Origin of the sequence: Kitasatospora sp. NPDC088783, from assembly GCF_044750705.1 — a bacterium.
Taxonomy (GTDB): Bacteria; Actinomycetota; Actinomycetes; order Streptomycetales; family Streptomycetaceae; genus Kitasatospora; species Kitasatospora fiedleri.
Genome location: NZ_JBIVKJ010000005.1, coordinates 165715 through 190094, shown reverse-complemented (window position 1 = coordinate 190094; position 24380 = coordinate 165715). Strand labels below are relative to the sequence as shown.

Here is a 24380-nt window from a genome sequence, read left to right as displayed (position 1 = left end):
GCACCCACCACCAACGGGAGGGAACATGACGAGAACCGCCGAACAGATCGCACTCCTCCGCACCGAAACCGCCCCCGCGCTGATCGAAGAACTGCGGGAACTCCGTTCCGGCCAAGCGGAATTGCGCACCGATCTGGCCGCCGCCCTCGGCCAGGGCCTGGACCGGACCCGCACCGAGGTCCTCCGCGCCCTCGACCGCGACCAGCGCGACCTCGCCCTGGCCCACCGGCAGATCGACGGGCTCCGCCGCGAACTGGCCGAGGCCCGGGCCGCCTGGGAGAGCGGACTCGCCGAACTGCGGACGGTCCGGACCGCACCGCCGTCCGGACCGGACGCCGGGGCGGAGCCCGCGCCGGAGCCCGCCGCAGCGGCCACGACCACCGTTGCGGCGGTGCCGGCCGCCGACACCGGCACCGACGCCCGCACCGCTGCCACCACCGAGACCGCCGAGCCCGCCGCCCCGAAGGAGACCGCCTTGTCCGCCGCGTCCGACCCGACCCCCGACCCGCTCCCCGACCCCGCCTCCACCCCCACCGACAACAGCGACAGCACCGAGCAGCAGGCCGCCGCCGGTCTGCTCTCCGAACTGACCGGCCGGCAGCAGCCCGCGCCGGAGCCCACCGCCGCCCCCGCTCCCGCCGTCTCCGCGCCCGCCGTCTCCGCTCCCGCCGTGCGACCGGACCGCCTCCGGGACCAACTGGACGCCGAGCTGTCCACCGTGCTGCGGACCGCCGCCCAGATCGGTACCGCCGAACTGGTCTGCCACCCGCACGCCTGGCAGTTCATCGTCGCGCGGGCCGTCGGCGCCAAGTACTTCCAGCTGCCGCCGGCCGCCACCGACGAGAAGAGCGACATGGTGACCGTCCGGCTGTCCGGCCCCAGCCTGATGTCCGCCGTCCACGCCCTGTACACCACCTACTGGGAGACCGGCACCGGCCCGGCCCGCGACCTCCAGGACAGCGCCATGGCCCTGGCGTACTACGTCGACCTGTCCCACGAGATCCGCCGCACCCTGCCCGCGGACTCCACGGCGGCGGTCGACGAGCGTCCGCTGACCCGGATCGTCATCGACCACCGTCCCCCCGTCCAGCCCGCCTGACCCCGGTCCCGGCCGCCCCGCCCGCTCCCGGCCCGGCGCGACGCGGCCAGATGCGGCCCGACGGCGCGGCCCGACGCGGCCCGCGCCGGTGTCGGGGCGGTCACTGTGAGCCGCGACACTGTGACAACTCGCACAGCCTGCGGGGGATCTTCTGGCGGGTTCCCTCTGGCGGACGCCGGGGCCACCCGGGCAGGATCGGGCCATGGACCTCCTCGACATCCTGACCGACAAGGGCCTTCGCCGGGAACTGCCCACCCGGGAGGAGGCGCTGGCCGTGCTGGCCACCACCGACGACCAGTTGCTGGACGTGGTCGCGGCCGCCGGCCGGGTGCGCCGGCAGTGGTTCGGCCGCCGGGTGAAGCTCAACTACCTGGTGAACCTGAAGAGCGGGCTGTGTCCGGAGGACTGCTCGTACTGTTCGCAGCGCCTCGGCTCGAAGGCGGAGATCCTCAAGTACACCTGGCTCAAGCCGGACCAGGCCGCGCAGGCCGCCGCCGCGGGCGTCGCGGGCGGGGCGAAGCGGGTGTGCCTGGTGGCGAGCGGGCGCGGCCCGACGGACCGGGACATCGACCGGGTCGCGGACACCATCGCGGCGATCAAGGGCGCGGACGAGGGCGTCGAGGTCTGCGCCTGCCTGGGCCTGCTCTCGGACAACCAGGCCGAGCGGTTGAAGGCGGCCGGCGCGGACGCGTACAACCACAACCTGAACACCTCCGAGGCCACCTACGGCGACATCACCACCACCCACACCTACGCGGACCGGGTGGACACCGTGGCCAAGGCGCACGGCGCGGGCCTGTCGGCCTGTTCGGGCCTGATCGCGGGCATGGGCGAGAGCGACGCGGACCTGGTCGACGTGGTGTTCGCGCTGCGCGAGCTGGACCCGGACTCGGTGCCGGTGAACTTCCTGATCCCGTTCGAGGGCACCCCGCTGGCCGAGGAGTGGAACCTCACCCCGCAGCGCTGCCTGCGCATCCTGGCGATGGTCCGGTTCGTCTGCCCGGACATCGAGGTGCGGATCGCCGGCGGGCGCGAGGTGCACCTGCGCTCGATGCAGCCGCTGGGCCTGCACATCGCCAACTCGATCTTCCTGGGCGACTACCTGACCAGCGAGGGCCAGGCCGGGCAGGCCGACCTCGACATGATCAAGGACGCGGGCTTCGAGGTGGAGGGCGCCGAGCAGACCACCCTCCCCCGCCACCGCGTCCACGCCGCCGCCACCGGCTGCGGCGGCCACCAGGAGGAGGGCGCCTGCGGGACGGGCGGCGGCTGCGGCCCGTGCGGCGGCCACGGCGAGAGCGCGCCGGCCGTCGGGGCCGCCGGAGCCGTTGGAGCCGTTGGAGTCGTCGAAGCCGTTGGAGCCGTCGCGGCCCCGGGCGCGGAGGACGAGGCGCGCACCGACCTGGTCCGGGTGCGCCGTCGCGGCGCGGGCACCGAGCTGGCCCCGAACGCCTGATGGACCGTCAGAACACCCCGGACGCCGCCCGGTTGCTCGAACTGGACCGGGCGCACGTCTGGCACCCGTACGGCCCGATGCCGGGAACGGCGCAGCCCCTCGTGGTGGAGTCGGCCGCGGGCGTGCGCCTGCGGCTGGCCGAACCGGTGGGCGGGCACCGGGAGTTGGTCGACGGCATGTCGTCCTGGTGGGCGGCGATCCACGGCTACCGGCACCCCGCGCTGGACGCGGCGGTGCGCGGGCAGCTCGACTCGATGAGCCACGTGATGTTCGGCGGCCTCACCCACCGCCCGGCCGTCGAACTGGCGGTGAAACTGGTCGAGTTGACGCCTGAGCCGTTGCAGCACGTCTTCCTCGCCGACTCCGGTTCGGTGGCGGTCGAGGTCGCGCTGAAGATGTGCCTGCAGTACTGGCGCTCGCTCGGCCGGCCGGAGAAGCACCGGGTGCTGACCTGGCGCGGCGGCTACCACGGCGACACCTTCCACCCGATGTCGGTGTGCGACCCCGAGGGCGGGATGCACCACCTGTGGGGCGGGGTGCTGCCCCGGCAGCTGTTCGCCGCCGAGCCGCCCGCCGGGTACGACGCCCCGGCCGACCCGGCGTACCTCGCGCACCTGGCCGAGCTGATCGGGCGGCACGCGGGCGAGCTGGCCGCCGTGATCGTCGAGCCGGTGGTCCAGGGCGCGGGCGGGATGCGCTTCCACTCGCCCGCGTACCTGCGCGCGCTGCGGGAGTTGTGCGACGCGCACGACGTGCTGCTGGTCTTCGACGAGATCGCCACCGGCTTCGGCCGCACCGGCGAGCTGTTCGCCGCCGACCACGCGGGCGTCTCGCCGGACGTGATGTGCCTGGGCAAGGCACTGACCGGCGGCTACCTGACGCTGGCCGCGACGCTGTGCACCGGCCGGGTCGCCGAGGGCATCTCGCGCGGCGAGGTCCCGGTGCTGGCGCACGGCCCGACCTTCATGGGCAACCCGCTGGCGGCGGCGGTCGCCAACGCCTCGATCGACCTGCTGCTGCGGCAGGACTGGCGCGGCGAGGTCGGGCGGATCGGGTCCGCGCTGCGCACCGCGCTCGCCCCGTGCGCCGGGCGGCCCGGGGTCGCGGACGTCCGGGTGCTCGGCGCGATCGGCGTGGTGCAGTTGGACGCGCCCGTGGACATGGCCGCGGCGACCGCGGCGGCGGCCGAGCAGGGCGTGTGGCTGCGGCCGTTCCGCGACCTGATCTACACCATGCCGCCGTTCGTCACCCCGGACGAGGACCTGGCCGCGATCGGCCGGGCGATCGCCGCCGCGGCCACCGCCTCCACGGCCGCCACCGCCACATCCGCCACATCCGCCACATCCGCCACGGCCACCGCCTAGGCCCGGCCCGGCCGTTCGGAACCCACCCCCAGCACAGGAGCACCGGCACCATGTCCACCGTCCTTTTCGTCACCGGCACCGGCACCGAGGTCGGCAAGACCCTGACCACCGCCGCCGTCGCCGCGCTGTGCCCGGAGCCGGTGGCGGTGCTCAAGCCCGGCCAGACCGGCCTCGGGCCCGACGAGCCGGGGGACGTGCACGAGGTCGCCCGGCTGGCCGGGCCGCTGGTGCACGCGGTCGAGCTGGCCCGCTACCCGGAGCCGCTCGCCCCCGAGACGGCGGCCCGCCGGGCCGGGCTGCCGCCCCTCGCGCCCGAGGACGTCGCCAAGGCGGTCGCCGAGCTCGCCGCCGGGCACCGCACCGTCCTGGTCGAGGGCGCGGGCGGGCTGCTGGTGCGCTACGACGAACGGGGCCGCACCCTCGCCGACCACGCGCTGGCCTGCCGCGACCTGGGCCTGGACGTCGAGTTCCTGCTCGTCGCGGCGGCCGGCCTGGGCACCCTGAACGCCACCGCGCTCACCGCCGAGGCGCTGCGCCACCGCGGCCTCCCGCTGCGCGGCGTCGTCATCGGCTGCTGGCCCGCCGCCCCCGACCTCGCCACCCGCTGCAACCTCGCCGACCTCCCCACCGCCGCCGGCGCCCCCCTCCTCGGCGCCCTCCCCACCGGCGCCGCCGCCCACACCCCCGCCACCTTCCACCCCTTCGCCACCGCCGCCCTCGCCCCCGCCCTGGGCGGCACCTGGGACGCGACGGCGTTCGCAGCCGCGCACCGCCCCGCCTGACCGGCCCGGGCACGCCGAAGGCCGCCCCGGGCCGGACCGGCGAACCGGTCGGGCGGGGGGCGGCCTTCGGAGACGGCCTTCGGGGGTGCGGGGCGGTCAGCCCGCGGACTTGCCGCTCTTGCGGACGGCCTTCTTCGCGGCCCGCGCCTCGGTGGGGGCGTCCGCCGTGGCGAGGGTGCCGCTGGAGCTCTCCAGGTGGGCGCGGACGAACCACTGGTACTGCTCGAGGTCGCGCAGCTGCTCGATGAGCAGGTCCTCGGTGGCGGGGTCGATCTTGCCGGCCTGCTCCACGGCGTTGCGCAGGTCGGTGATGACGCCGGTGTAGACCAGGTCGAGGGCCCCGAGGTGGGCGATGGCGTCGGCCCGGCCGACGCTGTAGTCGTCCCAGCCGCGCTCGGCGACGAGTCGGCCGGGGGTGCCGTGCGCGACGCCGCCCAGGGTGGCGATCCGCTCGGCGACGTCGTCCGCCATCAGGCGCACCCGGTCGACCTGGGGGTCGAGCATCTTGTGGACGGCGATGAAGTGCGGGCCGACCACGTTCCAGTGGATGTGCTTGAGGGTCAGGTGCAGGTCGTTCAGCGCGTTCAGCCGCTCCTGCAGCGTGACGATCAGCTCCGCGCCCTGTTCGGTGGTCAGGCCGGGGACGGTGTAGGCGGGGCGGTTGGCGTCACGGTTGGCGGTGCGGGCCATGGCGGGTTCTCCTCATCGGGATGTCGTTCTGCACGGTGCTGACTCACGCCTCCCCCATTCCGCGCGACTCATGGGTGCGGATGCGCCGAACGGGTGAACATCTCCTCCGTCCGCTCCTCCGTCCGCCCGCCGGACAGGCCCGCCGGCCCCGGGGGAAGCCGCCGGGCGGCACCCGTCCGGACCGGCGTCCGGACCGGCGTCCGGAATGGTCCGCGGGGAAACGGTTACGTTCCGAACATGCGCCATCACGATCTCCTGGTCCTCGGGGCCGGCTCCGGCAGCCTCCTCCTCGACGACCGCTTCGCCGACCTGGACGTCGCCGTCGTCTCCGCCGGCCCGTTCGGGGGCACCTGCCTCAACGCGGGCTGCATCCCCAGCAAGATGCTCGCCGTCACCGCCGACGTCGCCGACACCGTCCGGGACGCCGGGCGGCACGACGTGGACGCGCGGCTGCGGGAGGTGCGCTGGCCCGAAGTCCGGGACCGGGTCTTCGGCCGGCTCGACGCGGCGTCCGCCGAGGGCGAGCGGGACCGCCGGGACGCGGCGAACACCACCGTCCACCGGGGCCTCGCCCGGTTCACCGGGCCGCGCCGGCTCACCGTGGACACCGCCGACGGCCCGCTGGAGCTGACCGCCGACCGGATCGTCATCGCGGCCGGCGGCCGTCCCGTCGTCCCGCCCGTGGTGGCGTCCTCCGGTCTGCCCTACGAGACCTCCGACACCGTGATGCGCCTGCCCCGGCCGCCCGCCCGGCTGGTGGTGCTCGGCGGCGGCTACATCGCCGCCGAGCTGGCGCACGTCTTCCGCTCCGTGGGCAGCCACGTCACCGTGGTGGAGAAGGAGGACCGGCTGCTCGGGAAGCAGCAGGACGAGGCGGTGTCCGCCGCGTTCACCGAGGCGATGCGCGGCCACTGGGACCTGCGGCTGGGCCGCGAACTGACCGCCGTCACCGGCCGCCCCGGCGACCTGCGGCTGACCCTGGACGACGGCGCCGAACTGCGCGCCGACACCCTGCTGGTGGCCGTCGGGCGCCGCCCCAACAGCGACCTGCTCGACCTCGACCGGGCCGGCGTCGCCACCGGGGAGGACGGCCGGATCACCGTCGACGCCCAGCTGCGCACCACCGCCGACGGGGTGTGGGCGCTCGGCGACATCGCCACGCCCGTCCCGCTCAAGCACGTCGCCAACCGCGAGGCCCGGATCGTCGCGCACAACCTGCTGCACCCGGGCGAGGAGCGGTCCATGGACTACGGCGCGGTGCCCTCCGCCGTCTTCACCCGCCCGCAGATCGCCCAGGTCGGCCTCACCGAGCGGCAGGCCCGCGAACAGGGGCTCGACCCGGCCGTCGCCGTGCACCGGTACGCCGACGTGGCCTACGGCTGGGCGCTGGAGGACACCGAGGGCTTCTGCAAGGTGCTCGCCGACCGCCGGACCGGACGGCTGCTCGGCGCGCACATCCTCGGCCCGCAGGCCGCCACCCTGATCCAGCCCCTGGTGGTCGCCCTCACCACCGGCATGACGGCCGGCGAACTCGCCGACGGCCCGCTGTGGATCCACCCGGCACTGACCGAGGTCGTCGAGAACGCGCTGCGCGACCTGCCCGCGACCGGCCACTGACCGGCCGCGGGCGCCGCGCCCGGCCTCCGCGCTCAGCCTCTGCGCCCGGCCCTCGCGCTCAGCCCTCGCGGTCCGACGCCGGGTCCGCCACCCCCGGCACCTCCGGTCCGGACGAGCCCCGGGGGTAGCGAACGGCGGGCGGCGGGTCGGCGAGGACCGGCGCGGCGAGCTCCCAGAGCCGTTCGACCTCGGCGGCGGTGGTGAACACCCGGTGGTCGCCGCTCAGCGCGTGGTGGAAGACCTGCGCGTAGGCGCCGAGGGACGCGTCGGCGCCGGGCAGCGGCTCCAGGCCCAGCACCCCGTCCACCAGTCCGGGCCGGGGGCCGGGGCGGCTGAGCCGGACGCCGAACCGGACGTCCGCCGTGGCGCTCAGGCCCACCACCAGCTCGGTGCCGGCCTCCGCTCCGCCCTGCTCCGCGTCCGCCGTCCGGCCCGTCGAGTCCGTCCGGTCCGTCGAGTCCTTCGGGTCCTTCGGGTCCTTCGAGTCCTTCGGGTCCGTCGGGCGGAAGCGGACGGTGAGCCGGTGGTCGGCGGAGTCCAGGGCCTTGCCGGTGCGCAGCAGGAAGGGGACGCCCTGCCAGCGCGGGTTGTCGATCCGGACCTCGACGGCGGCGAAGGTCTCGGTGGTCGAGTCGGCGGCCACCCCGTCCTCCTCCCGGTAGCCCTCGTACTGGCCGAACACCGTCCGGGCCGGGTCGAAGGGCCTGGTCTGCTCGAACAGCCGGAGCCGGGCGGCGCGTTCCGCCTCCGGGTCGTCGGAGGAGGGCGGTTCCATCGCCACGGCGGCCAGCGCCTGGCACAGGTGGGTGGGGATCATGTCGCGGAAGGTGCCGGTGCGTTCCATGAAGGCGGCCCGGCCCTCGATGTCGATCTTCTCCGGGACGTCGATGAGCACCGAGGCGATGTGCCGGGCGTCCCACGACCCGGCGAGCCAGGGGTTGGCGGTGCGCAGGGCCAGCAGGGCGCGCACCGACTCCTTGGCGAGGAAGTGGTCGACCCGCAGGACGCGTTCCTCGGGGGCGAGGGTGGCCAGCAGCGCGTTGAGCGCGCGGGCGGTGTCGACGTCCTCGCCGACGGGCTTCTCCACCATCAGGGTCGCGTCCCGGGCGAGGCCCTCGCGCTCCGTCATCCGCAGCATGCCGTCCGTCTGCCCGGGCGGCACGGAGAGGTAGAGGAAGGTCCGGCAGCCCTCGCCGAGCGCGGCGCGGCGCTGCTCCACCTCCGCCGCCAGCCCGGCGCCGTCCTCGGCGGAGGCGGTGGCGAACCGGACCCGTTCGGCGAACCGTTCCAGCGCCGCGCGGTCGGCGCCGTCCGCGGAGGCGGCGACCGCCTCCACGACGTCGCGGCGGAAGTCCTGGTCGGTGCCGGGCGAGTGGCGGCCCGAGCCGATCACCTCGAACCGGTCCGGGAGGAGGCCGCGCTCCCACAGTTCGAACAGCGCGGGGAAGAGCATCCGGCGCGCGAGGTCCCCGGTCGCCCCGAACAGGACGAGGAGGACCGGCCGGTCGTCGGCGCGGGAGGCGGTGGTGGGCGGTGCTGTCACGTCAGTGGCTCCTGGGTCTCGCGGGGGGTCGCTCGGCGTGCCTTCCCCGCTTCCGCGATCCCACTCTCGCCCGAACGGGTTTCACCCGTCGCTGACGGGGTGTCAGGCGGTTCGGTCGGAGGCGGTCGATTGTCAGTGCGGAACGGAAGGATGACGGTCATGGACAACGCCGCTCCGCTCTCCTCCGGCGACTACGCCGACGCCGTTGCCGCCGCCGCGCGGGCCGCCGCCGCCTACTACGGGGACGGGACGACGCCGCTCGGGGACGACGAGTACGACGCGCTGGTGCGGGCGATCGCGGCCTACGAGCAGGCGCACCCGGACGAGGTGCTGCCGGAGTCGCCGACCGGGAAGGTCGCGGGCGGCGCGGTGGTGGGCGACGTGCCGCACGGCGTGCCGATGCTGTCGCTGGACAACGTGTTCGACGACGCCGGGCTGGCCGACTGGGCCGCGGGCCTGGAGCGGCGGCTGGGCCGGGCGGTGGCCGGGTGGTGCGTGGAGCCGAAGCTGGACGGGCTGGCCGTCGCCGCCCGCTACCGGGGCGGGCGGCTCCAGCAGGTGCTGACCCGGGGCGACGGCCTGGCGGGCGAGGACATCACGCACGCCGCCGACGCCGTCCTGGGCCTGCCCGCCGTGCTGACGCGCCCGCTGGACGTGGAGCTGCGCGGCGAAGTGCTGCTGACCACGGCCCAGTTCGAGGAGGCCAACCGGATCCGGCTCGCGCACGAGGCGGCCCCGTTCGCCCACCCGCGCAGCGGCGCGGCCGGGACGCTGCGGGCCAAGGACCACCCGTACCGGATCGAGCTGACGTTCTTCGCCTACGGGGCGATCGGCCTGGACGGGGAGCTGGGCCACAGCGCCCTGCTGGAGTCCCTGGCCGGGCTCGGCGCGAACACCGCCGCCGGCACCGCCGCCGCCCCGGTGCGCTGCGAGACGATCGAGCAGGTCCGGGAGCGGATCGCCGGGATCGCCGCGCTGCGCGGCGCGCTGCCGTTCGGCATCGACGGCGTGGTGGTGAAGGCCGACGCGGCCGCGGACCAGCGGCAGGCCGGCTCCGGCTCCCGGGCCCCGCGGTGGGCGGTGGCCCGCAAGCTCGCGGCGGAGCACAAGGTGACCCGGCTGCTGGCGGTGGAGTGGGCGGTGGGCCGCACCGGCATCATCGCGCCGCGCGCCGTCCTGGAGCCGGTGGTCATCGACGGCGTCACCGTCACCTACGCCACCCTCCTTCTGTCGGGGAGCGCGGCTCTGCGTGGCCGATCGAGTCTCAATAAGTGCAGCTCATATGCCTTATAGCTCGGAGGTTATCGAGTACAACAGGTGTCGTGCAAGTGGGCTGTGCCTGTCTGGACCCCACTCGATTGATCGGGTGAGTCCAATCTTCCTCTCCCCAAGCCGTCGGCCAGAATTGCGGGAAGCTGCTTGGTAATCGGGAGGCGGTGTGGGTGAGGCGTGCGGCACACTCTCCGAGTGATCGCTTTGCAACCTGTCCTGGAGGTCTACGCCCCCGACAGCTTCGCCCTCTGGCCGGTGGCCCAGTCCGAGCCGTACGGTTTCCTGCCACTCAGCGGCGCGCTCGGCCCGGCCGAAGTCGGCACGGCGGTGATGCGCATCGCTGACTGCAATGACATCGATCCCGAGGACGAAGACCGCCTGCCGCGGCCTGCTGATCCGCTCGGGGCCTTCCTGCACGGACTGCTCACCATGGACGGCACCTACGCGTCCGGCGGCCTGCGAGTCATCGACACCGCCACTGGGACCATCTTGCTGCCCGGCTGCTGCAACGGGCTGGAGGAGTGGCGCGACTGGCTTGAGGTCGTCGATGGAGACGGCCGAGCCTCCTTCGGCCACGACCCCTCCCCGCTTGCCGAACGCCTTGGCGACACCGTCCGATTGACCGTCGACGCCGACAAGGAAGGCAGCCCGGTGATCGAGCTGCCCGTCGCCGAACTGAGCTGCCTGCTCGCCGAAGCGGAGCGCGACCTGACCGACTTCCTCCAACTGGCCGCTGGCTGGGCTGCACAGCATCTGCCCAACCACGCCACCCTCGTAACCGCCGCCCTCGCCCGCGCCCTGGACCTGCCCGCGCCGGTCGTAACGTCGAACCTGTAGGGCGGCGGTCCTCGTCGAACGCCGCACCGTCGCCGCCCTGGCTCGGGAAGCGGGCGCCAGCCAAGGCTGTCTCGCATGCCGACAACTGAGGTCACGCGGCATACTGGCGCTCGTTGTTGACCTTGTTCGACTGGGGAGCATTCGTGTTTGAGATGCGGTGTGAGGCGGTCCGTTGGGTGGACGAGGATCCGTGGCCCGGAGTGGTCGAGGTTCAGTTCACGGACGCGGCGGGGCGGTGCTGGTCACTGGTCGACAAGGCCCCGATCTTCGCAGTGATGGGCAGGCTCGGCCCGGACTCGGCCTACCCGGTGGAGGTCACCGTCGCCTGTGTGGTCGCCGAAGGCCACGGCCTGCTGGAGAACGACGAGGTCGTCACCGTCTCCACCTCGCCGCACGGCGTCACGACGCCGGACGGACGCGAGGAGTTCACGGTGAGGTGGGACCAGCTCATCCGGTGAAAGCGATGTTGTGGAGCCGTGCGACGCCGAGCATGGAGTGGTGCCGCCAGCTCCGCGCAGGCGGCAGTCACGCAGGATCTTCCAGTTCCTCATCTGCGAGAAGACGTGCTCGGCCCGGGCTCGGGCCCTGCGGTGGACGGCGTTGTCGGCCTCCGGGGGAGAGACACGCTCTGCCTATCGGTGGGGCGTCTAGCGTCGTCTGAAAACCCCTTGCTCCCCGGTCCGTCTGCTTGGTGGGATGCAGGGGCTTCGACAGCGGGAGGGGACGGCTTGGCGGTGTTCGGGTGTGCGGGCTGCGGTGCGGTTCTGACGGCGGTGGTGTCGGAGGTGGCGTTGCCGGTCCACCTGGCCGACACCCACTGGGAGAAGCTTCACCCGCCGCTGCTGGAGTCCGGGTCCTACGCCGTCGACCCCGAGCCGTACGGGCCGCCGTGGCGGCAGTGGGAAGAGTTCGGGGAGCGCGAGGCGGCGGAGCGGGGGCGCTTCGCGCCGTTTGGCGCGCTGTCCGGCGGACCGTCAGACACCGTCCTCCTCGCGCCCGGCGACATGCGCGGCACCAGGTTGATCCTCGAGCGGGCCGAGGGCTACTGCATGGGGATCGACGGGAGGGACGGGCCGAACCTTGCCTGCCTGGGCTGCGACCTACCGGTCGGAACGAGGATGGACGACTGCGGGTGCTGGCAGGTCGTCCGGCTCGTCCCGCAGGCGGTAGTGCGGCTGCCCGGCCCGCCGGAGCGGCCGATCATGGACTGGGCGGAGCTGCTGGCCACCGGCGCGCTGTGGCACCGGCTGAGCAAGTACCGGGACATCCCGGCAGGCGTGGCCCTCGCCCACGTGGTGGTGGCCGCCGGGGGCGTGCCGGTCGAGGTGGCGCCCGGGCCGGTCGCGGAGCTCCTCGGCCGGGCACTTGGCGCGCTGCTGCCCGCCGGGGAAGGTGCGAAGCGGCTGGACCTGGCTGGGCCGGGGTTCGGCGAGCCGGCCACTGACCTTGTGCTGGTGCCGGTCCATCCGCAGACCGGGGATATGTGGCAGCCGCGCGCCGGGGCGGTGCCGGTACCTATGGATGCCGCGCTCTGGGCCGAACTCGCCTTCCCACCACACCGGACCCGGCTGCCGGTGGTCGGCGGGCTGCCGGCAGGCGTGGAGCGGGACGACCCGCTGCCGCCGCACCCGTGGTACCCGTTCCAGCCGTCCAGGGAGGCGTTCCGGTACACGCTCGCGCGGATGCCCGCCGTCAGGGAACCGTGGCTGCGAGCGATCTACGACCGAGGGTGCTGACACGTCAGAGGTGGTGGGGACCCAGATGTTGGATTCGACATAGACGGCGTAGTCACGGACCGAGTCGCAGCTGGGACCGGGACGCCCCCTGATCACACATGGCTGACCGACATCACACATTCAACTTCAGTACCGCCGGAGGAGCTGATGGTTCCCTGGGCCGGAAGAATTACGTCGCCCCTCCCAACCCAGGATCCAACTACTTCAGAGGGCCTGCTTCACCGCATCCGTGAAGCTCTGGGTCTTCACGATCTCCCGATCTAGAGTGCCAAGATCCTGCTCGGCGGAATCGACAGCTTCAATCGCCTTGGCAAAGGCGTCAAGAACCGCTTTCTCATCCCAAAGGGAGTCGCAGATCACCGTGCAGTACGACTGAATCTTATTTGCGTGGAATGCGGGCATATTGCTGCCCGCGACAACGTAGCGGAAAGCCATGAGGAGCTGGAAGCGTGCTGGCTTATAGCGAACAGGGAGTGCATTATTTCGGAACAGATACTCAAGCTTGTAGTTGGCGTAGGCGGCAGTATAGTAAGGATCGAGCTTGTGGGTCTCGTGGAAGATCCTCTTGCCGACCATCGCGCGCAGATCCGCGTAGTAGCGACTAGCCTTGTGAGGCTCGTCTAGGAACATTGCCGCAAACGCCTTAATCTGCTGCTGCTTGGTAACGATTCGAACCTTCTCGACGCCGTTTGCGGAGCTGTACTGCCTCGATCGCCGCTCGTAGTAGAGCTTCTTCTTTGAGGGATAAGAGCCCATGAGGGCTTCAAGTTTCTTCTGGAAACTGCTCAGGGCATAAAGATCCTCGCTGGTCACGGCAGTCTGCCTATTAGTTGCCGTGATAACCGAGCTGATTACTTCGTCATCCTGAGTGAAAATCACCTTCAGTGGCACGTGGATCCGGTCGGACAGTACTCCACGCTCATCGAAAAGGACGTGGCTTGTCTGACAGCCATTAACGATCTGATAGTCCGAAATTTCGAACTTGTTGGCCGTCACCTGAAGATCGCGCGTGACCACGGTGATGCCATTGTTGAGGACAGCAAATCGGTCATGTGTCGCCGAGTCCCGAAGCGTCTCCTGGATCTCAGTATTTACGGAGTTATACTCCAGGAAGTCCCTGATATTCTCCGTAAAGAGAGGCTTCCTGATGTTATCGGTCGGGTCGACAATGAGGCGAAGGAACTCGGTGGCCGGCACGGTGCCAAGATAAGCTGCCTTGACTCCGGAGATCTCAGGGAGGAGCACCTTGTTGGCGAAGATGAACTCGGTGGTGACACTATTCTTGCTGCGCTGGTAAGAGTTCTGGATCTCGTCGGCGCCCATGGCAGTAAAGGAAATAGAGGAGAAGAGGCTGAGCGACCTCAGCCCCGCTTCCCATTTCTTGACCCGGCTTGCCACGTGAGCTTCGTTTTTCCATTCGCCCGTGGTGACGAAGTAGAGGAGGCACGTAGGCTTATTCCGGCGAAATTTTGTACTGTTCCTGTAAATCTCCTGCATGGTGTCACGGGCATTGACTATACGATCGTTGATGGGGGTTGAAAGGTCTTCGGAGAAGAAATCCTGGACCCCCTCGAAGAAGCTGCCGATCTGCTCCGTGCTGAAGTTGCCGCCGCTCTTGGCCTGGATGAATGAGAACGTCACATCCATGGTCCCATTTACTGCGAGAAGGTCTTTGACCTCATCGACCGAAGTGACGAGCGTTCCGTTGAGCAGGATAGCGATTCCGTCCAATCCGAGATCGTTCCCTCCGCCCATATTAACGTCATCGAGCAAGAATTCGTCATCGTGGATGTCAGATGTGACGCAGTAGTTCGCAAAATGTTCAAACGCGTCCGAGTCGGAAAGTCCATTCAGGGTCTGGTCTTGCTTGAACTCATCGAGGTATGACTTGGTCACACGGTCCACGGCGCCTCCTCTTGGCTGGGTAAACCCTATCCCCGAAACTGTTCGGTGCGCTAGCTATTACGGGTGGGTAGCGAGCTTGGGTACGGTAACAGGCAAGGTCGTTCACTCGAACGAGTGGCTCCGCTATTGACGGTGGCCATGAGAAATGTGCAGGTGAGGCACGGCACTGCCTGAATGACGACGTCCAGCAGGATCGTGCCGTACCGGTGCCTACTTCGTTGGTCAGCCAGTCTGGTTGAGGGCTCGGGTCAGCTCGCGGTTGGTGGACCGGGCGGCGTCCAGATCTTCCACGGCCTCATCGAGCTTGAGCTTGAGGTCTCCCTTTTCCTGCTCGAGTTGGACAATTCTTTGCTGGAGCTTGTCGACGCTGTCAGGGGCACCGAGTCCGGACTCCCTCCAGGTCAGCTCGCCCATCACCTGCGATAGGCGTTGCTCGAGCACGCTGATTCGGCCCATCAACCGGGCATTGCGCTCGTTCGCGGCGGCCAGATCGGCCATCAAGGAGGCCCGTGAGACCCCGGCTCCCTTCACAGCGCCTTCGGAAGGGCTCTGCTCAGCTGTATGGATCTGTGTCAGCAGGTCGCGGTGGCGGTAGAGGAACGTGCGGTCAACGCCCGCGCGTCGGGCCACTGCGGTCACTGATACCTCCTCACCCGCGGCCTGGAGGTCGCGAAGTGACTGCTCGACCCGCATGCGGCGGCGGTCGGTGTCGGCCTGCCGACCACGGACCATGGCGTCCGTGCGGGGGGAGCCGGGCTTGCTCATCGGTCAGGGCCTCTCCGGTCGAACGTCCGGCAACGGCTGGCGGACGCTGGGCATGCCGAGCATGACAGCCCTACTCTTGCGGATCGTCACCATCGCCTCGTGCACCTGGTCCTGTTCGTCTGGCGCGAGCCCGGCCAGCGTGTCCTTTACGTTCGCGACCAGCCGCCGAACCCGCCGGATCTCCTCGTGCGAGGGCATCGCCTCCGCCTTGGCCCACTCGTCAGCCGTGGTCATGGCGGCGATCCGCTCGCGGGTCTGCAGCAAGCTCGACAGATACGTCTCCAGCTCGGGCAAATACGACACGTCGGTGCTGAAGTGGTCGCAGCCCGCGCAGCGGAACCGGATCGGGCAGTCGCCCCCGCCCGCCTGGACGTTGGACGGCTCGCTGCAGCGACCGAACGGCACCGCGACCGCTTCCAGGTTCTGCCGCACGTGCTCGGAGTCCAACAACTGCTTCGCCTCCCGCCAGATACGGTTGCCGTGGCGGTCAAAGTGGAACCTGGCGACCGCGTCCACGGCCTTGCGGGTCCGCTCCTCGGTGATCCGGTAGTACCGGCGCGTCGACTCCAGAAGATCATGGTCCATGAGCTTGCGGAGTTGGTCGATCGGCACTCCCGCGTCTGCGTGCCGCTGGGCATAGCTGTGCCGGTAGGCGTACATCACGACCTTGGACCGGTCGAACTCTGTTTTGCCGTCCTCCAGCAGCAGAGGTGGCATAGCGGCCACCCAGTCGACGTGCCGGTCGCCGACCGTGCCCATCGCGATGGACTTGGTGCCGCGCGGGTTGCGGATCGGCGCCGGCAACAGTGCGAGCTTGGCTGTCGGCGTGTCCGGGAACCGTTCACGTACCCGCTGCTGTTGGGCCCGGATCAGGTCAGCGGTCGCCTGCACGATGGGCAGTCGCAGACCGAGCCGTTTGCACTTGATGTTGGTCCAGATCAGCTCGAACTTCCCCGTCGAGTCCGTGACGAGGCAGTCCCACTCCAGTGTGCAGATCTCATCGGGCCGCCGCCCGGTATCGATCATCAGGTCGATGGCCACCCTGACTTCGCGCGAAGACATCGTCTCCAGGACGTCCAGGTATCCGCAGACTTGCCGCATCACCCCCGGCGGTAGGTCCCGGGGCTTCTTGCGCTTGTCCTCCTTGGGGATGTCCACCGCGCGCAGGGCGAAGTCCTCTGAGACGCCGGCCATTGGCCCGCCCGATCGGGTCGCGCCCAGAGCCCGGGTGCCGTTCAGGACCTTGCGCAGCATCCGGCAGGTGTTCCAGCGCAGGTTCTCCGTCATGTCGTCGTCCTGGCGGCTCACCTGGAAGGACAGCCTGCCCAGGAAGTTCTCGATGTCTGCCCGGGCCACGGCAGTCACCACGTCACCGCGGTCCTCACGGTGGGCACGCAGGCTCGTCGACAGCCGCCCAGCCGAGTTGATGTGGGCCTGCAGGAACCGGGTGGCGCTCTTGCCGTGGTGGCGGGGCAGCTCGTCGACGGTCCACATCATTACTGCCTCACGCAGCCACCCCTGGCTGATGCAGGTGAAGTCCAGCACCCCTCGATGCCCCCACGCCCGCGCGTCCCAGCGGTCGGGTTTGCGTCGCTCCACCTCGGGGTCCAGTAGTGCGTGCACCACATGGTCCCGCAGCAACCGAGTGTTGAGCGCTGCGGTGTTCTTCCGGTCCGGGCCGATGTCCTCGGGGAGGCTCATCAGCGACGTCAACTCCTGGCGGCGGATCCAGTTGACCGCCGACCGCAGGATGTGGGGCGGGACCTTGATCTCGTGTCCGATGCGTTCCTGCAGAGCGAACAGCACTTGGGCCACCACCAGTGGAGCCAGCCCCAGCAGGGGCACCTCCCCGGGATACGATGGCGCCGGGGCCTCCGTCCGCACCCACCGTGCTTCGTCGGCTGCCTCCGGCTCGCCGTCCCGCACGAGCCGCTTCCACTTGGTCATGTGTGCCTGGCAGTACGGACTTGTCGTCAGTTCCCGCTCCCGCAGGCACGCGACCACCCCGCAACTCCCCAGCGGAGGCATCGGTTTGACCGACGGATGAGCGAAGAACTCCTCCTGCGGCAACCCGAGTTTGCGGAATCGGCTGCGATGCGGCCCGCACAGTTTGGCAACTGAACTGGCCCACATCCGCGCGCAGCCGGGAACCGAACAGCGCTGCCGTGGCTGCTTCTTCTCGGCTGCCTGACTGACCAGGAAGTCCTCCATCGAGAGCTTGGATCGGTTCCAGCTCTTCTGGCAGGAGTGGCACAACCCCGACAAAAGGGTCGCCCCCGCCTCGCACTGAGAGTTGACGCACGGAGCCCACGCCAGAAGGGTGTGGCCCGGCTTGATGACCAGCGTCTGCCGGTCCTCGTCCCAGCCAGCCTCGGCCAAGAACTGCGGGTCCAACCGTGCTCTGAAGCGTTCCAGCTCCGGCGAGGAGGTATACGACGCTCCCACGCCATGGACAGTGCCAGCCCTCATCGCTGCACCTGCGTGTCTGTGTCCAGCAGGCGCGGAGAGGGGACCCGCTCGACGGCCGCACGCAGCCGTTGGGGATCCGGATGCAGATAGGGAGCAAGCGATTCGGGCGACTCATGGCCCATCAGCTCCGACAACTCGTCCCACTCCGCGCCCGCGTCTCGGGCGTTGCTGGCGAAGGCGTGGCGGAGTTGGTGCGGTCGGACCCTTCGCGCCAGGCCGGCCCGTTCGCTGAGTGCGGTCAGCAGTTCGTTCACGGCCCGCGGTGGCATCGGCGCCCCCAGCGGAGCCCGGAACAGGTTCACGACCACGAAGTCGCATGCCGCAGCCGCCCGGCAGGCCAGCCGCTCCATGGCGTAGTGATCGTGAGCCCGCACCAGCAATCCGTCGACGGGCACGACACGCTCGCGTCGGGACTTCGCCCACGCTCCGTTCGGGTTCAACTCGCGCCGCACCACGTGCAGGTGGGCTCGGGAGACCGGGCAGCCCAGCGAGGAGGAGTCGAGCAGAAAATGCATGTCCTCCCGCCGCAAGCCCACCAGCTCCCCCCGCCGCAGACCGGAACGGGCCATGAGCAGGATCATCAGCCGGTCACGGGCCGACCGACAGGCTCGAAGCAGTGCCACGATCTCCTCATCGCTCGCCCGGTCCACCGGCCGCTTCGGTTCCTTCATGCGATGCCGGGCCCCGAGCCGCAGTTCCGTCCCGGCGTTCTCTCCCCGAGCCACGGCCGGCAGATCCGCCGTCGACGCCAGATCGAACAGCACGGGAAGCACCCATCCCGGGGCGTCCTTGTGCGTGACAGCCTCCGCGACCATCCCCCGCACTGCGGTCAACACAGCATTGACGCGCTTCTCGCTCCGGGCCGGCTTCGCGCCAGGCCCGAGCATCAGCGCCGCCCCCAACGACGGCTCGACACCGGAGACTGATTTTGGCGCGTGCCGCAGCCACGTCATGAACAGGCCCAGATCCGGCGCCGCAGTCCGCCAGTCCCGATCCGTGCGTGCGCACCAGCGCAGGAACAGTGCAAGCGCGTACGCGTACGTCTCCGTCGTCGACTCGGCCCCGTTCTTCCCGAAGCGCACGTGCCGCAGAAACCTGTCCGCAGCCGGCACCGGGACCAACGACTCGTCCAGCACCGTCCAGTACCGCTGCCCTGACGGCAGGGTCACCGCGAAAGCTCTCACCTGGTGTTCTCCCTCGCATGGTGTACGTCTCGCAACGTGAGCCACACCTACACAAAGGTGTTGCATACAAACCCTGTAGAGACTCCCATGCCACGTCACACCACAGAACAGTGGCCCCTACAAAACCCTCCACAACCCCGCCGACATCACCCGCCGCGGGCTGATGCTGGGCGACCGGGTCTTCGTCTACCGCGCGGGGGACGTGATCCCGCGGGTGGAGGCCCCGCTGGTGGAGGAGCGCACCGGCACGGAGCGGCCGATCGTCTTCCCCGCCACCTGCCCGCGCTGCGGGGAGGGGATCGACACCGGCGAGCAGCGCTGGCGCTGCGTGCGGGGCCGCGACTGCCAGGCGGTGGTGTCGATCATCTACGCGGCGGGCCGCGACCAGCTGGACATCGAGGGCCTGGGCTCGACCCGGGCGGTGCAGCTGGTGGCGGCCGGGCTGGTCACCGACCTCGCCGACCTGTTCACCCTGACCCGCGAGCAACTCCTCTCCCTGGAGCGGATGGGCACCACGAGCACCGACAACCTGCTCGCCGCGATCGCCACCGCCCGCACCCGCCCGCTGAACCGCGTCCTGTGCGCGCTGGGCGTGCGCGGCACCGGGCGCAGCATGTCGCGGCGGATCGCCGCGCACTTCGGCTCGATGGCGGCCATCCGGTCGGCGGACGCCGAGGCCCTGGCCGCCGTGGACGGCATCGGCCCGGAGAAGGCCCGCCTGGTGGTCTCCGAATTCGCCGAACTGTCCGCCCTGTTGGACCGCCTGGCCGACCTCGGCGTGGGCACCCAGGTCACCACCCCGACCGCGCCCGCCGCCCCCGTCCCCGCCGAAACCGCCGCTGCCCCGGCCACCGGCCCACTGACCGGCGAGGCCGTGGTGGTGACGGGCAGCATGACCGGCCCCCTGGCGGCGCTCTCCCGCAACGAGATGAACGAACTGATCGAACGCGCCGGCGGCAAGGCGTCCTCCTCCGTCTCCAAGCGCACCACCCTCCTGGTCGCGGGCGAGAAGGCCGGTTCCAAGCGCGCCAAGACCGAAGGACTCGGCATCCGCATCCTCGACCCCGAACAGTTCGCCGCCCTGCTCGCCGAACACCTGCCCACCGCGCCCGTCACGGCCGTCACGGCCGTCGCGGCCGTCGCGGCCTGAGCCCTGTTCCTTCCGGTGGAACGTCAGCCGCTCTACTCGGTCCGGGAGTTGACGCGGCGGGCCGGGACGGGTGGTCTCCGGCCGGGCGGTGGCGGGTAGCGTGGGGCCCGCGGGGCCCGGTCGGGTCAGCGGAGGGCGGCGGGGAGCGGCGCGGGATGGACGCGGGAGATGTGACGGGGCGTTGGGTGCGGCCGGACGGGGTGGGCCGGAGGTGTTCCTGGCCGCGCCCGAGGGGGTGCCGCCGGTGGCCACCGTGGTGGTCGGGCAGGAGCTGTTCGGGGTCACGGCGTGGGTGCGCGAGGTGTGCGGGCGGCTGGCCGCCGCCGGGTACGCCGCCGTCGCGCCGGACTTCTACGGGCGGGCGGCGGAGCGGGCCGAGCTGCCGTACGACGACACCGGGCGGGTCACCGGCTTCGAGTTGCTGGGCACGCTGACGGCCGAGCAGGTGACCGCCGACACGGCGGCGGCGCTGGCCGTCGGCGCGTCCCTCGGCGGGGGCCCGGGGCGGGCGTTCGTCGGCTTCTCGGTCGGCGGCCACCTGGGCCTGCTGGCCGGGACGCGTCTGCCGCTGGACCTGGTCGCCGCCTGCTACCCCGGCTGGACCCTGGAGGGCCCCACCCCGCTCGCCGACGACCACCCCCCGCTCACCGAGCAGGGCGCCGCCGCGCTCGCCGCCCACGGCACCGCGGTACTCGGCCTGGTCGGCGCGGAGGACCACGTCGTCCCGCCCGAGCAGTGGGCCCGGATCTCCGCCCGCCTGACCGCCGCGGGCGTCCGCACCGACCTGGTCTGCTACCCCGGCGTCCCGCACGGCTTCCTGTGCGACCACCGCCCCGCGACGTTCCGGCCCACGGAGAGCGAGGACGCCTTCGCCCGGATTCTCTCGGCGCTCGCGGACCTGGCGGTCCGGCGCCCCTGACGGCGGGACGGGAGGAGGAGGGGGCGGGACGGCGCACCGCCCCCGTCACGGCTCCGCCCCCTGCTCCGAACGGGCGGCTCCGCGTCACCGTCCCGGCCGGTCGCGCGTTGAAGGGCCGTCAGCCCTTGCCCCGTCACCGCACGCCCGAGGAACGCCGCATGCGCACCGCACTCCCCGCCCTCGCCCTCGCCGCCGCGCTCCTCTCGGCCGCCGCCCCCGCCGGCGCAGCCGCCGAGGAGGCCGCCGGGCCGGTCCCGAACCAGGGCTACAGCATCCCGGTCGGCGCGATCACCGACCTGGGCGCCCTGCCGATGCTGGGCAACCTGGGCAACGACTTCGCCCACCTGCTCGGCCAGTAGGAGCGACCGCCACTGGATGACGGGGACCGGCTCCCGGCCCGGGAGCGGCCGCGCAGACGGCGCGGGGGCGGCCGACCGCCCCCGCGACCACTCTCCGTGTACGGGCACCGGCCTCGGAATCGACCGTCCGGGCCGTGCCCGCCTCGGGATGTCCGCTGTCGCCCGGGCCCTGCGGCCGGAGTCGACACGGCCACGTCCGCACCCGGCGGGCCTGCGGCTGGGGTCCGATCCAGCGCGGCCGCCGAACCCGTCGGCACCTCCCCGGTGGTCGATCACGGGTTGTCCGGCAGGGTGGTCCGGGCGGTCGAGGCCGACCCGAAAGGCGCTGCGCGGAAGCCGGGGTGCAGCACGTGCCGGATGACCCGTCGTTCCCTCCCGCTCGGTGGCGGGCGCCGGACAGTGGTGTGCGCGGCTCCGAGCGGGAACCGCCTCGCGAGCTTCGCGACGGGTGCCGCAGTGGCTCGACCGCCCCGTCGCGTGCCCACGGGAACGACTCGGGCGCCGAGCGGTCCGGTTCCCGGGTTCCGCCGCCGACGGGCCGGGCGGATCCGCGCCGGGAAATCGTCTTGCGGCCGTCCCGGCCGCGGCGGAGGATCCTCGGTGATGAGCGAGACGAGGAACCCTCCGCCGGACGGCCGGGCCGGGATCGACGCCGGGCTGGTGCGTCGTCTCCTGCGCACCCAGTTCCCGCAGTGGGCGGAACTGCCGGTCGTGCCGGTGGCGGTGGACGGGTGGGACAACCGCACCTACCGGCTCGGCGATCGGATGACGGTGCGTCTGCCCACGCACGCCGCCTACGTCCCGGCGGTGGAGAAGGAGAACACCTGGCTGCCGCGCCTGGCGCCGTCCCTGCCGCTGCCCGTTCCGCAGGTGCTGGGCAGGGGCGGGCCGGGTGAGGGGTACCCGCATCCTTGGTCGGTGCGCGGCTGGATCGACGGGGAGACCGCGGCGGCGGGACACATCGCCGACCTGCCCCGGTTCGCCGAGTCCGTGGCCGAGTTCATCCTCGCCCTGCACCGGTGCGACACCACGGGCGGACCGCTCGCGGGTGCGCACAGCTTCCACCGGGGGGCCTCGCCGGCCCACTACGACGAGGAGACCCGGCGCTGTCTCGCCGCGCTCGGCGGGTACGTGGACACCGCGCACGCCACCGCGATCTGGGACGAGGCCCTGGCAGCGGAGTGGACGGGCCCGCCGGTGTGGTTCCACGGCGACCTCGCCGAGGGCAACCTGCTGGTCTCCGGCGGCGAGTTGAGCGCCGTCATCGACTTCGGCACCTGCGGCGTCGGCGACCCGGCCTGCGACCTCGTGATGGCCTGGGGGCTGTTCACCGGCCCGAGCCGGACCGCGTTCCGGCACGCCGTGGGGCAGGACGAGGGCACCTGGGCGCGGGCCCGCGGCTGGCTGACCTGGAAGGCACTGCTCGTCCTCGCCGAAAGCGTCGAGAGCGCCAGGAAGGCGGGCCGTCCGACGGCGGCCGTCTCCGCCCGGGCGGAGACGAGTCTGCGGGTCCTCGCCGAGGTGATGGCCGACCACCGACGCGCCTAGGACTCGTCCGCACAGTGGTGTGGTCGTCGGTCTGTTCGTGGTGCGTCGTCATGGGTCGGCCGATGAGTCGTGGCCCTGAGGAGCGGGTTCGGGGCGCGGCCCCGGGTTGTTTCCGCTCGGGAAGTTTTGCTCGGGCGAGGGCGCGGCGACAAGGGCGGACGGGGGTTCGTCGCGGGGCCGTCACCACGCCGCAACATGTCGAAATACTCCGCAACACCCGCCCCCAACTGGGCGGATGGCGATTGACAGCGGGCGTCGCGGCCCAGCACGATGAGCGCCGAGCCCACTCGCAGCGAGCCGGAAGGAGGGCCGATGCGTACCGCCGTTGTCGTCTGTCGTGCGTCGTGCCCGGTCCCGGTGTCCGTGTGCCGCGGTGGCTGTTGTCCGCGCTGCCGCGCGTAGTCACGACGCCCCTCTCACCGTTCTCCCCTTCTCTCCGGTACGGCGGCGCGCCCTCGGGCTGCCCGGATGCCGTGCCGTGTCCGCATCCGCGTTCGGCTGATGCGTCGGGCAGCCGTATCCGCTGCCGCCGCCACTGTCGCCGTGTCACCGTCGCCGTCTCTCCGTCTCTCCGTCCCACCGAAGGAGTTCCGCCATGTCCGTTTCCACGTCCGCCCCCGCTCCCACGTCCACGCCCGCGTCCACCGAGCTGCGGCTGACCCCGGCCGCGGGGCGGATCGGCGCGGTGGTCCACGACGTCAAGCTGGGCGCCGACCTGCCGGCCGCGACGGTGGCGGCGCTGGAGGCCGCGCTGTACGAGCACAAGGTGCTGTTCTTCCGTGGGCAGCAGCACCTGGACGATGCCGAACACGAGGCGTTCGCACGGCTGTTGGGGCAGCCGGTGTTCCACCCGACGGTGCCCAGCGCGGACGGCCGGTACATCTTCGAGCTGGACGCCACCAAGGGCGTGCGGGCGAACAACTGGCACACCGACGTGACCTTCGTGCCCTCGTACCCGAAGGCGTCGATCCTGCGGGCGCTGGAGCTGCCGCCGGCGGGCGGCAGCACGGTGTGGGCGAACACCGCGGCCGCGTACCAGGACCTGCCGGCGCCGCTCAAGGCGCTCGCGGAGAGCCTGCGGGCGGTGCACACCAACGACTACGACTACGCCGCGAACCTGGCGCTGGCACCGGAGTTGGCGGACAACGCCGAGGTGGCGAAGCGGTTCCGGCAGGTGTTCGTGTCCACCGCGTTCAAGACCGAGCACCCGCTGGTGCGGGTGCACCCGGTGACGGGTGAGAAGCACCTGCTGCTGGGGTCGTTCGCGCAGAAGATCGTCGGGGTGTCGGGCAAGGACAGCCGGGCGCTGATCGAGCTGTTCCAGCGGTACGTGGAGCGGCTGGAGAACAGCGTGCGCTGGGACTGGCAGGTCGGCGACGTGGCGATCTGGGACAACCGGGCCACTCAGCACTACGCGGTGAACGACTACGGCGACGAGCCGCGCCTGGTGCGCCGGATCACCCTGGACGGCGACCTGCCGGTGGGCGTGGACGGTCGGCCGAGCCGCCTGCTGGAGCCGGCCGACCCGCCGCGGGTGGCGGGCCTGGTCCCGGCGGTCGAGCTGGAGGCGGAGGCGCTGGCCGGCCCGGTCTCCTGACCGGGCCGACCAGGCCGGTCAGGCCGGTCAGGCCGGTCAGGCCGGTCAGGCCCACCGTTTCCCGATCAACGACCCATTCCAGCAGAGC

18 protein-coding genes and 3 pseudogenes are annotated in these 24380 nt (G+C 71.5%); 14 read left to right on the top strand and 7 right to left on the bottom strand.

Annotation, left to right across the window (positions count from 1 at the left end; translation table 11 throughout):
- Nucleotides 1–25 precede the first annotated feature (25 nt).
- The 4 genes from ACIP60_RS16675 (at nucleotide 26) to bioD (ending at nucleotide 4701) form a co-directional block, all read left to right on the top strand.
- Nucleotides 26–1099, top strand: a complete 1074-nt coding sequence (locus ACIP60_RS16675) for a hypothetical protein (protein WP_400684623.1) — start codon at nucleotides 26–28, stop codon at nucleotides 1097–1099.
- A 202-nt stretch (nucleotides 1100–1301) separates the two neighbouring features.
- Nucleotides 1302–2555, top strand: coding sequence for a biotin synthase BioB (gene bioB / locus ACIP60_RS16670; RefSeq protein ID WP_400684621.1), 1254 nt, complete (start codon nucleotides 1302–1304; stop codon nucleotides 2553–2555).
- Nucleotides 2555–3919 (top strand): adenosylmethionine--8-amino-7-oxononanoate transaminase, encoded by a 1365-nt coding sequence (locus ACIP60_RS16665; protein WP_400684618.1) that lies wholly within the window; start codon nucleotides 2555–2557, stop codon nucleotides 3917–3919. The genes bioB and ACIP60_RS16665 overlap by 1 nt, the downstream gene beginning before the upstream one ends.
- A 50-nt stretch (nucleotides 3920–3969) precedes the next feature.
- Nucleotides 3970–4701 (top strand): dethiobiotin synthase, encoded by a 732-nt coding sequence (bioD, locus tag ACIP60_RS16660; RefSeq protein WP_400684616.1) that lies wholly within the window; start codon nucleotides 3970–3972, stop codon nucleotides 4699–4701.
- 96 nt (nucleotides 4702–4797) lie between these two features.
- Here bioD and ACIP60_RS16655 read toward each other — a convergent pair whose 3' ends face one another.
- Nucleotides 4798–5391, bottom strand: coding sequence for a Dps family protein (locus ACIP60_RS16655; RefSeq protein WP_400684613.1), 594 nt, complete (start codon nucleotides 5389–5391; stop codon nucleotides 4798–4800).
- 237 nt (nucleotides 5392–5628) lie between these two features.
- On the opposite strand from ACIP60_RS16655, the gene ACIP60_RS16650 reads away from it, so the two are divergent.
- Nucleotides 5629–7008: a mycothione reductase gene (locus tag ACIP60_RS16650; RefSeq protein WP_400684610.1), complete on the top strand. Its 1380-nt coding sequence runs from the start codon at nucleotides 5629–5631 to the stop codon at nucleotides 7006–7008.
- 58 nt (nucleotides 7009–7066) lie between these two features.
- Here ACIP60_RS16650 and ACIP60_RS16645 read toward each other — a convergent pair whose 3' ends face one another.
- Entirely contained in the window at nucleotides 7067–8551 is a 1485-nt protein-coding gene (locus tag ACIP60_RS16645) for a glucose-6-phosphate dehydrogenase (protein ID WP_400684607.1), read from the bottom strand.
- Between the two features lie 150 nt (nucleotides 8552–8701).
- Between ACIP60_RS16645 and ACIP60_RS16640 the strand changes: the two are divergent.
- From ACIP60_RS16640 to ACIP60_RS16630, 3 genes and pseudogenes are all read left to right on the top strand, one after another.
- Nucleotides 8702–9775 (top strand): annotated as a pseudogene (locus ACIP60_RS16640) (NAD-dependent DNA ligase LigA); the annotation flags it as partial.
- 243 nt (nucleotides 9776–10018) lie between these two features.
- Nucleotides 10019–10660: a hypothetical protein gene (locus ACIP60_RS16635; RefSeq protein ID WP_400684604.1), complete on the top strand. Its 642-nt coding sequence runs from the start codon at nucleotides 10019–10021 to the stop codon at nucleotides 10658–10660.
- Between the two features lie 200 nt (nucleotides 10661–10860).
- Nucleotides 10861–11118, top strand: a complete 258-nt coding sequence (locus tag ACIP60_RS16630) for a hypothetical protein (RefSeq protein WP_400684601.1) — start codon at nucleotides 10861–10863, stop codon at nucleotides 11116–11118.
- Here the strand turns inward: ACIP60_RS16630 and ACIP60_RS16625 are convergent.
- Nucleotides 11108–11271 (bottom strand): annotated as a pseudogene (locus ACIP60_RS16625) (IS5/IS1182 family transposase); the annotation flags it as partial. The gene ACIP60_RS16630 and the pseudogene ACIP60_RS16625 overlap by 11 nt on opposite strands.
- A gap of 117 nt (nucleotides 11272–11388) precedes the next feature.
- Between ACIP60_RS16625 and ACIP60_RS16620 the strand changes: the two are divergent.
- Nucleotides 11389–12396, top strand: a complete 1008-nt coding sequence (locus ACIP60_RS16620) for a hypothetical protein (RefSeq protein ID WP_400684599.1) — start codon at nucleotides 11389–11391, stop codon at nucleotides 12394–12396.
- Between the two features lie 204 nt (nucleotides 12397–12600).
- Here ACIP60_RS16620 and ACIP60_RS16615 read toward each other — a convergent pair whose 3' ends face one another.
- From ACIP60_RS16615 to ACIP60_RS16600, 4 genes are all read right to left on the bottom strand, one after another.
- Nucleotides 12601–14301: an AIPR family protein gene (locus ACIP60_RS16615; RefSeq protein ID WP_400684597.1), complete on the bottom strand. Its 1701-nt coding sequence runs from the start codon at nucleotides 14299–14301 to the stop codon at nucleotides 12601–12603.
- A gap of 222 nt (nucleotides 14302–14523) precedes the next feature.
- Nucleotides 14524–15066, bottom strand: coding sequence for a DUF6262 family protein (locus ACIP60_RS16610; RefSeq protein ID WP_400684595.1), 543 nt, complete (start codon nucleotides 15064–15066; stop codon nucleotides 14524–14526).
- A gap of 3 nt (nucleotides 15067–15069) precedes the next feature.
- Entirely contained in the window at nucleotides 15070–17460 is a 2391-nt protein-coding gene (locus tag ACIP60_RS16605; RefSeq protein WP_400684592.1) for a hypothetical protein, read from the bottom strand.
- Between the two features lie 71 nt (nucleotides 17461–17531).
- Complete coding sequence (locus ACIP60_RS16600) at nucleotides 17532–18719, bottom strand: tyrosine-type recombinase/integrase (RefSeq protein ID WP_400684589.1); 1188 nt, start codon at nucleotides 18717–18719, stop codon at nucleotides 17532–17534.
- Between the two features lie 118 nt (nucleotides 18720–18837).
- On the opposite strand from ACIP60_RS16600, the pseudogene ACIP60_RS16595 reads away from it, so the two are divergent.
- The 5 genes and pseudogenes from ACIP60_RS16595 to ACIP60_RS16575 form a co-directional block, all read left to right on the top strand.
- Nucleotides 18838–19869 (top strand): annotated as a pseudogene (locus tag ACIP60_RS16595) (helix-hairpin-helix domain-containing protein); the annotation flags it as partial.
- 211 nt (nucleotides 19870–20080) lie between these two features.
- The gene (locus ACIP60_RS16590; protein WP_400684586.1) at nucleotides 20081–20788 is read left to right on the top strand and encodes a dienelactone hydrolase family protein; all 708 of its coding nucleotides are present in this window, start codon (nucleotides 20081–20083) and stop codon (nucleotides 20786–20788) included.
- Nucleotides 20789–20946: 158 nt separating this feature from the next.
- Nucleotides 20947–21147: a hypothetical protein gene (locus tag ACIP60_RS16585; protein WP_400684583.1), complete on the top strand. Its 201-nt coding sequence runs from the start codon at nucleotides 20947–20949 to the stop codon at nucleotides 21145–21147.
- A 603-nt stretch (nucleotides 21148–21750) separates the two neighbouring features.
- The gene (locus tag ACIP60_RS16580; RefSeq protein WP_400684581.1) at nucleotides 21751–22695 is read left to right on the top strand and encodes an aminoglycoside phosphotransferase family protein; all 945 of its coding nucleotides are present in this window, start codon (nucleotides 21751–21753) and stop codon (nucleotides 22693–22695) included.
- 595 nt (nucleotides 22696–23290) lie between these two features.
- Nucleotides 23291–24292: a TauD/TfdA dioxygenase family protein gene (locus tag ACIP60_RS16575; RefSeq protein WP_400684578.1), complete on the top strand. Its 1002-nt coding sequence runs from the start codon at nucleotides 23291–23293 to the stop codon at nucleotides 24290–24292.
- The last annotated feature ends 88 nt before the right edge of the window (nucleotides 24293–24380 follow it).